Origin of the sequence: Aeromonas sp. HMWF016, from assembly GCF_963878195.1 — a bacterium.
Lineage (GTDB): Bacteria > Pseudomonadota > Gammaproteobacteria > Enterobacterales > Aeromonadaceae > Aeromonas > Aeromonas lacus.
In genome coordinates, this window is the sequence record NZ_CAWNWX010000122.1 from 157,293 (window position 1) to 163,433 (window position 6,141).

Annotated in this window: 7 protein-coding genes; 3 read left to right on the plus strand and 4 right to left on the minus strand. The window is 60.2% G+C overall.

Annotation, left to right across the window (positions count from 1 at the left end):
• Nucleotide 1: 1 nt before the first annotated feature.
• The 3 genes from rsxB to AACS24_RS21410 all read right to left on the minus strand — a co-directional run bounded on the left by rsxB (nucleotide 2) and on the right by AACS24_RS21410 (nucleotide 1,989).
• The gene (rsxB, locus tag AACS24_RS21400) at nucleotides 2-580 is read right to left on the minus strand and encodes an electron transport complex subunit RsxB (protein ID WP_108571931.1); all 579 of its coding nucleotides are present in this window, start codon (nucleotides 578-580) and stop codon (nucleotides 2-4) included.
• A 2-nt stretch (nucleotides 581-582) separates the two neighbouring features.
• Nucleotides 583-1,164, minus strand: a complete 582-nt coding sequence (rsxA, locus tag AACS24_RS21405; RefSeq protein WP_108571932.1) for an electron transport complex subunit RsxA — start codon at nucleotides 1,162-1,164, stop codon at nucleotides 583-585.
• A 180-nt stretch (nucleotides 1,165-1,344) separates the two neighbouring features.
• On the minus strand, nucleotides 1,345-1,989 hold the full coding sequence (locus AACS24_RS21410) for an HNH endonuclease (protein ID WP_108571933.1): 645 nt from the start codon (nucleotides 1,987-1,989) through the stop codon (nucleotides 1,345-1,347).
• Nucleotides 1,990-2,238: 249 nt separating this feature from the next.
• Here AACS24_RS21410 and AACS24_RS21415 point away from each other — a divergent pair, with 249 nt between their 5' ends.
• From AACS24_RS21415 to rluF, 3 genes are all read left to right on the plus strand, one after another.
• Nucleotides 2,239-2,706 carry a hypothetical protein gene (locus AACS24_RS21415; RefSeq protein WP_108571934.1) on the plus strand — a complete coding sequence of 156 codons (468 nt, stop codon included), beginning with the start codon at nucleotides 2,239-2,241 and terminating at the stop codon, nucleotides 2,704-2,706.
• A gap of 237 nt (nucleotides 2,707-2,943) precedes the next feature.
• Nucleotides 2,944-3,312 (plus strand): VOC family protein, encoded by a 369-nt coding sequence (locus AACS24_RS21420; protein WP_108571935.1) that lies wholly within the window; start codon nucleotides 2,944-2,946, stop codon nucleotides 3,310-3,312.
• Nucleotides 3,313-3,763: 451 nt separating this feature from the next.
• Nucleotides 3,764-4,795, plus strand: a complete 1,032-nt coding sequence (gene rluF, locus AACS24_RS21425) for a 23S rRNA pseudouridine(2604) synthase RluF (RefSeq protein WP_108571936.1) — start codon at nucleotides 3,764-3,766, stop codon at nucleotides 4,793-4,795.
• Between the two features lie 67 nt (nucleotides 4,796-4,862).
• Here rluF and AACS24_RS21430 read toward each other — a convergent pair whose 3' ends face one another.
• Complete coding sequence (locus AACS24_RS21430) at nucleotides 4,863-6,137, minus strand: MFS transporter (protein WP_108571937.1); 1,275 nt, start codon at nucleotides 6,135-6,137, stop codon at nucleotides 4,863-4,865.
• Nucleotides 6,138-6,141: the final 4 nt, after the last annotated feature.

The following is a 6,141-nucleotide window of genomic DNA, read 5'->3' on the forward strand; positions in this document are numbered from 1 at the left end:
GTTACTCCACCAACTTAACCGGAATCTTGCCCGGAACATGCACGTTATTGAGATCCCACTTCCAGTTATCGACCGTGGTGGGCACCGGGATCATCTCGATGCAGTCGGTCGGGCAGGGATCGACACAGAGATCGCAACCGGTGCACTCGCTGGCAATCACGGTATGCATCGCCTTGGTGGCGCCGACGATGGCGTCCACCGGGCAGGCCTGAATGCACTTGGTGCAGCCGATGCACTGATCTTCGTGGATAAAGGCGACCTTCTTGACCGGCACTGCTGCCTCGTCACTGCCGCCCAGCGGCTGGGGTTCGACCCCCATCAAGTCGGCAATCTTGCGCATGGTGGCTTCGCCACCGGGTACGCACTTGTTGATCTGATCGCCGTTGGCAACCGCCTCGGCGTAGGGTTTGCAGCCGGGATAGCCGCACTGGCCACACTGGGTCTGGGGCAGCAGGGCATCGAGCTGTGAGGCGATGGGGTCCGCTTCCACATGAAACTTGACGGCGGCAAAGCCCAGGATAATCCCGAACGCCAGCGCCAGCAGGGTCAGCACCAGAATGGCAAAGAGAATATGGATCATGGTTATATCTTGATGAGGCCGGTAAAGCCCATAAAGGCCAGAGACATCAGACCGGCGGTGATCATGGCAATGGAGACCCCGCGAAACGGCGCGGGCACATCGGCGGCGACCAGTCGCTCGCGCATGGCGGCAAACAGGATCAGTACCAGCGAGAAGCCGCTGGCAGCGCCAAAGCCGTAGATCACGCTCTGCACGAAGTCATGACGCTCGTTGATGCTGAGCAGCGCCACCCCGAGCACCGCGCAGTTGGTGGTGATGAGCGGCAGGAAGATCCCCAGCAGGCGATAGAGGGTCGGGCTGCTCTTGCGCACCACCATCTCGGTAAACTGCACCACCACGGCGATCACCAGAATAAAGGCGAGGGTACGCAGATAGGCGATCTCCAGCGGCACCAGAATGTAGTGTTCCACCAGATAGGAGCAGGCACTGGCCAGGGTCATCACGAAGGTGGTGGCGAGCCCCATGCCGATGGCGGTTTCCAGCTTGCCCGAGACCCCCATAAAGGGGCAGAGGCCGAGGAATTTCACCAACACGAAGTTGTTAACCAGCACTGTGCCGATCAATAAAAGCAGGTATTCAGTCATCGAAGGTCGGGTATCCGGTTTGAAGGCCGCAACATTATCTGATGTTAGGGCACGTTAAACAACCGCAAGGCCGCATGGTTATTATGCAACTGGATAATTTCCCGGCCGTTTTGACCAAGTTAGCAACGGAGTTTTCGTCAAAGCACGAAGATAGAGCCTTATCTACCTAAAAGCGGGTAGCTATTCTCGGATAAGGCGAGAGAGCCGTTGATAGAGTCTCTCCTGCATGGCGGTTCTATGGCAGCCGTGATGGATCTCGCGATGACAATTTGGGCATAGGGCGACCGTATTGTTAATCGTGTCTGAGCCACCTTCCGCCAATCCTTTTAGATGATGGACTTCTAAATAAACTTCACCGGAGTCAGTCACAAACGGTGCTGGATGATTACACGCTTCACACAGCTGTGCTGCGTTTTTTAGCACCCACTCTCGCACTTGTGGATCTCGGCCATAGCTATTAGCAGTAGTTGAGCGAGCTTGTGGTTCTAGTACCCCTTGGGGAACGCTGGAGGTATCCGAGGACAGATAAGCGGCCGGGGTGCTCTCCTGTTGGCGAATAAGCCGCTCGATATGAGCAAAGGTGTGAGCGCCGACATGGGTCGCCGGTTTTAACCCTGAGACCCAGCTTCGCCCCATCTTGTGGTAGACGTGAGAGATGTTTTGCATCCGAAACTCAAAGGATTTTTCAGTTCGCCCGAATTGGCTGGCCAACGCTTGGTAATAGCGTTTTTTCACGAAGGGTTCGCCACGCTGCTCTTTGGTATACATCTCCTGATAAGCCGCCACGGCAGCGCACAACTCCTCTTCTGTCCAGTGATCGCTCAATGTTTGCTCCTACTCATGGGGAAAATGAACGACGCTGTGGCCAAGGAGGTATAGGGGGATAGGGTGCCATCCGAGCGTGCTCATATCGCTGAGGATGTTAATTCAAACGACACCATTTTTCTTTGGGTATTTTGCGATAACGTGCGCGTCATCCATAAATTTTCACAAATAAATCAGTAGGCTACTCTGCTTTAGTTCGGGTAAACAGTCATCAGGAGGATGGCTGATTAACGCTACAGGGAGGTGGTGATGGATCCGGTTTCCTATCTTTTTTCGGCTTATCTCAATTTGGTTCAGCAGCAGATTTCAGACATCTATGGCACCGAGCTTAAAACGGTGGCGGTGCAGTATGAGGGGGAATCGGTACCCTTCTCGTTTCAGCTGTGGCAGATCCAGCAGCAGAGTATCTGTCGCCCCTATGAGCAGGATGTTCGTCGCTTTAGCCAGTGCACGGTCAAGGCCTCGGCTCTGTTTCACAAGCTTTGCGATGACCTGACCCAGCAGGATGACAACAGTTGGCAGCTGCCCAAATATCGCACCATGTATTGCTCGGCCGCCGTCAGCTATAGGCCGATGATTGCAGAGATCGGGGATGCCAAACAGAATCCGGCCAAGCTGGCAGAGCGAGCCTGCAATCAGGCGATTCTGGCAGCGATGGACAGTGACGATGAGACTTTGCTGGCCCAGCGGGACAAGGCGTGTGCCGCAGTGCGCTGATGGAGATTTATCGCGCCCGACAGGTCGTCGGAGCATCTTTGCGCGCCATACCCGCGCCATACCACAGTCGCGGGTGGTTTGGCCCGGTATGATGGAGGGGCCAGCGGGGCGCTCCTGTATCTGTGATGTCTATGGCAAACGAGCGGGGTTGCAGTTGGCAAGGCGGACAGCCGGGTTGGTCGGCTGCATGTTTATCACCACCGGCCGCGTTGCCGGCATCAGCACCAGGAGGGAATCATGATCAGCCATATCGACCATCTGGTATTGACGGTCAGTGATATCGAGCGCGCCGTGGTGTTTTACAGTTCGGTGCTCAATATGGAGGCCATCACCTTTGGCGCGGGGCGCCGTGCGGTGGGGTTTGGCAACCAGAAGATCAATCTGCAACTGCTTGGGCAGGAGCCGCGCAACCGGGCGCAGGTGGGGTCGGGGGACGTCTGCCTTATCACCCGCTGGCCGCTGGAGCAGGTGATGACTCAGCTGGCCTGCCACGGGGTGGAGATTGCCGAGGGGCCGGTGACCAAAAGCGGGGCTTGCGGGGCTATCGAGTCCATCTACTTTCTCGACCCGGATCAGAACCTGATCGAGATAAGTCGCTACCCCTGAGTTCGTCACGGTAGAGGGAAGTGGCATTGCACTCTCAACCGCTGTCCCCGGCCGCAGCTCGGGGCGCAATCTTTCCCTCGTTTGCCTCTCTTGGCGCGCCCCGCGCTCGCCATTGCCGGCCCCCCCCTTTGTTGACTGTGAAAGTGACTGTGAAATCGGGTCAACCCCGTTTGCCCCATCGCCCCTGATGCGGGGCTTTGTGCTGTGAGCTGGCCCGCAATTGTGTCGCCGGTGCGCCGGAGTTGGCGATAATCCGGCGTGCTGTGGCGGGCGATGTGGTAATGTGTCGCACTTTTTTGCCGGATGGGCCGGCATTGGCCTCGTTGAAATTGGAGCCGTATGCAAAAAATCGACGTAGTGGAGAGGGTGATGCCGCAGATCATGTGTCCGGCATGGCCGACGCACGCAACCGTACAACAGAATGGGGTTCAGCCCCTCTGGCAGGTGACTCATGCTGGCTAACGAATCCATGCGCCTGAACAAATACATCAGCGAGAGCGGCATCTGCTCGCGCCGCGAGGCCGACCGCTTTATCGAGCAGGGCCACGTCTTTATCAACGGCAAACGGGCCGGGATTGGCGATCAGGTGCAGGTTGGCGATCTGGTCAAGGTGAATGGTCAGGTGATCGAGCCGCGCGAGGCGGACAGTCTGGTGCTGATCGCCCTCAACAAGCCGGTGGGTATCGTCAGTACCACGGAGGCAGGCGAGAAGGACAACATCGTCGATTTCGTCAACCACAGCACCCGGGTCTTCCCCATCGGGCGTCTCGACAAGGATTCGCAGGGACTGATCTTCCTCACCAACCACGGCGATCTGGTCAACAAGATCCTGCGGGCGGGCAACGATCACGAGAAAGAGTATCTGGTGACCGTCGACAAGCCGGTGACCGACGAGTTTGTGCGCGGCATGGCGGCCGGGGTGCCGATCCTCGGTACTGTGACCAAGAAGTGCAAGGTGAAGAAAGAGGCGCCGTTCGTCTTTCGCATCACGCTAGTGCAGGGGCTGAATCGCCAGATCCGCCGGATGTGCGAGCACTTCGGTTTTGAAGTGACCAAGCTGGAGCGCATTCGCATCATGAACGTCAGCCTCAAGGGGTTGCCGGTGGGCGAGTGGCGCGATCTGACCGACGACGAGCTGATCGATCTGTTCAAGCTGATTGAGGACTCCTCCTCCGAGGTGAAACCGGCCAAAGGCGACAAACCCAAGGCGGCCAAGACTCCTGCGGCGCCAAGCGCCAAGCCGGGGCAGGGCAAGAAGCCGCGCCGCGATGATGAGCACGAGATTGGTGGGCGTCCCAATGTGCCGGGCCCGGAAGCTTTCGAGAAGAAGCTGCCGGTGGGCAAGGGTGGCGCGGGCAAAGGTGCTGCCAACAAGGGCGGCGCTGGCAAGGGCAGTGCAGGCAAAGGGGCCCCCAAGGGGGGCAAACCGGCCGCAGGCAAGCCACGCACTGCTAACAGCGGACGGCAGAAGAAGGGGCGCTGAGTTGCCCCTCTGAGTGGCATCAGCCTACCTTGTCATCCCCAACACTGTTATCCCCAACACACCGGCCTCAGGCCGGTGTGTTGCTTTGTGCCGCAGAGCTGGCCGGGAGGGGCGTCGAAAGGGTTGGCTCGCTGGCGGTCGGTAACCCCATGACGCGAGGGTAGTGGCGCGGGTCGAGGCGTAGCACCAGCAGGCTCATCAGCAGCAGGCCCCCCAGCTGCCACTGCCAAGCGGCGGCGAAGTCACCGAACAGGTGATAGAGGCGGGCGGCGACCCAGGGGCCGGTGGCCGCCAGCATAAAGCCGAAGCCCTGCATCAGGGCGCTCAGGGTGCCGGCGCGGCGCGGGTCGGGCAGGTGATCGAGCGCAATCACCATGATCAGCGAAAAGCTGCCGCCAAGACCGGCGCCGCACAGCATGCACCAGAGGATCGGGGCACTGGCGGGCGCCAGCCAGAGGCCGCCAAATCCCGCCAGCTGCATGGCGATGGCAAGCCCCATCCATGGCCGCCGATCCAGACTACGCGCCGCCAGTAGCGGCAAGCCAAGGCCGCTGGCAGTCTGCGCCAGTGCCAGCCAGGCGACCAGCTCGCCAGCCTGCGCAGCGTTCCACCCATTTGCCATATAGGCGGGGGCCAGCCAGGCCACGACGATGCCGTAGCCGCTGTTGATGATGCCAAAGCAGACGATCAGCAACCAGCTGCGGGGCAGGGTGATCAGCCGTTGCTCGCCGTGGGGAATAGCGACCACAGCGGTGCTTGGCAGACTCACTTTCCACCCCAGCCAAACGAGGGCCAGCAGCAGCGGCAGGCTCCAGAGTGCCAGCGCCTGCGACCAGTCGAGGCTGACTGCCAGCCGTGGCGTCAGGCTGGCGCCGAGCGCACCGCCCCCCATCATGCAGGCAGAGAAGATCCCCATCACTTGCGGCACATTGCGGGCAAAGTGCTGCTTGATAAGGGCGGGCAGCACCCCCTGCACCAGCGCCGAACCCAGGCCACAGAGGGCGGCGGTGGTGATCAGCAGGGCGCCGCTGTGGGCATCAAAACGCAGGGCACTGCCCGCCGCGAGCAGCAGCAGGGCCAGCCCCAGCAGGGTGGTGGCGCTGGCAAGGCTGCGCAGGCGCGGGGTGAGCAGCACGCCGACCCCGATGAGCCACAGCGGCAGCAGGGTGAGCCAGGCCAGGGTATCCATCCCGAGCGACAGGGCGCGGCCAATCTCGCCGCTCAGCGGGCCGATGGCGGTAAGAAAGGGGCGCAGGTTAAGGCCAGTCAGGATCACCAGTACCAGCAGGGCAAACTCTTGGCGGCGCGCCTCTGCCGGGCATTCGCTTGTCCCCTTACTCATGATC

What these genes read in the sequence shown, in the direction of transcription:
- rsxA (WP_108571932.1), bottom strand. Translation starts at nt 1,164, where the DNA reads ATGACTGAATACCTGCTTTTATTGATCGGCACAGTGCTGGTTAACAAC.
- AACS24_RS21415 (WP_108571934.1), top strand. Translation starts at nt 2,239, where the DNA reads ATGGATCCGGTTTCCTATCTTTTTTCGGCTTATCTCAATTTGGTTCAG.
- rsxB (WP_108571931.1), bottom strand. Translation starts at nt 580, where the DNA reads ATGATCCATATTCTCTTTGCCATTCTGGTGCTGACCCTGCTGGCGCTG.
- AACS24_RS21420 (WP_108571935.1), top strand. Translation starts at nt 2,944, where the DNA reads ATGATCAGCCATATCGACCATCTGGTATTGACGGTCAGTGATATCGAG.
- rluF (WP_108571936.1), top strand. Translation starts at nt 3,764, where the DNA reads ATGCTGGCTAACGAATCCATGCGCCTGAACAAATACATCAGCGAGAGC.
- AACS24_RS21430 (WP_108571937.1), bottom strand. Translation starts at nt 6,137, where the DNA reads ATGAGTAAGGGGACAAGCGAATGCCCGGCAGAGGCGCGCCGCCAAGAG.